This window comes from Nostoc sp. LEGE 06077 (genome assembly GCF_015207705.1).
Taxonomy (GTDB): domain Bacteria; phylum Cyanobacteriota; class Cyanobacteriia; order Cyanobacteriales; family Nostocaceae; genus Nostoc_B.
In genome coordinates this window covers 1-1,048 of record NZ_JADEWI010000137.1, presented here as the reverse complement: position 1 = coordinate 1,048, position 1,048 = coordinate 1, and the positions used below count along the sequence as shown (strand labels likewise).

Below are 1,048 nucleotides of genomic sequence, written 5' to 3'. Positions count from 1 at the left end.
GGCAGAAGGCAGAAGGCAGAATGTTGGTTTGAGGGTTTTCCTGTGCAGTCAATCCGTCTGTATTCTCTGCCAAAAAGGGTTTAACATCCTCACACTCGTTTTGAATTTCAGTGGTCTGCAATTGGGTGGGGTATGTATCCTCATCCAATTCCCGAATGCCTTCAATTAGTGATGTTTCCACATCTAAATGCACTTTAGTATCAGTACTAAATACTTGTTTTTCCACAACTTTTACGTACTTTGGTATTCATACCAAAGACTTGATAGAGCGTTTGAGATAAGTTCTGCAATAAGTGAAAACGGTCTGCAACTTGAATAGCTTCTGGTGCGCCTTGACGAATACCACTTTCATAAGTTTTTGACCGATCTCGTGAGACGACTTTGACACCAGGGTGCGCTTTTAACCATTCTGTCAAGGTTTCAGCCAAGGCATCTTTTAGTAGAGCAATTGGTCGGCTGCGTTCGAGGTCAATTAGTGCTGTCCCGTAAGTTTTACACTTACGAAAGCAGAAGTCGTCTACCCCAAGAGTATGTGGCGTTACGATTGGTGGCAGTGGGATTGAGCGGACTAAATTTAACAGTGTGTTGCGAGAAACTTTTATCCCCCATTGCTGTGAGAGTCTTTCCTCTGCTGCACCACCATTAGCTCAACCAATCACACTCAGTCGTTGAGCTAAACGTAGAGTTTTTCTAGCCCTTGGTGCAGTTACATTGGTCAGCCTTTCTGTAAAAATGCGTCGTTTACATAAACTATTGATGCAAAAAAACTTCCTTACCCGTAACTGTAAGGTAATGCTGTAATCAGCCCAGGGTAAGTCTGCTAATAAGCGTTCATAGCGACTATGAATTTTTTGAGTTGGTTGGTTACAAACTGGACAGTTAACTACTCTACTGATTGCGGAAACAATCAAATTTATCTGAGTTTTTATTTTGTCAAGTTGGCAATTCTCAAGTATTAGATTGCTTGAATCTGGTAATAGGTGAGTTAGCACCGACATAGAACTTGCTGAGGCTTATACCTCAAATGTTTGAAGGAGTAAAGTTTGAA

The 1,048-nt window shown here is 41.4% G+C and carries 2 protein-coding genes and 1 pseudogene; all 3 read right to left on the bottom strand.

The window, feature by feature from the left end; genetic code table 11:
• Positions 1-226 (bottom strand): annotated as a pseudogene (locus IQ244_RS32255) (hypothetical protein); the annotation flags it as partial.
• Positions 207-473, bottom strand: a complete 267-nt coding sequence (locus IQ244_RS32885; RefSeq protein ID WP_322746154.1) for a transposase — start codon at positions 471-473, stop codon at positions 207-209. The gene IQ244_RS32885 and the pseudogene IQ244_RS32255, both read right to left, overlap by 20 nt.
• A 174-nt stretch (positions 474-647) precedes the next feature.
• Positions 648-911 carry a transposase family protein gene (locus tag IQ244_RS32880; protein WP_228059317.1) on the bottom strand — a complete coding sequence of 88 codons (264 nt, stop codon included), beginning with the start codon at positions 909-911 and terminating at the stop codon, positions 648-650.
• Between the last annotated feature and the right edge of the window lie 137 nt (positions 912-1,048).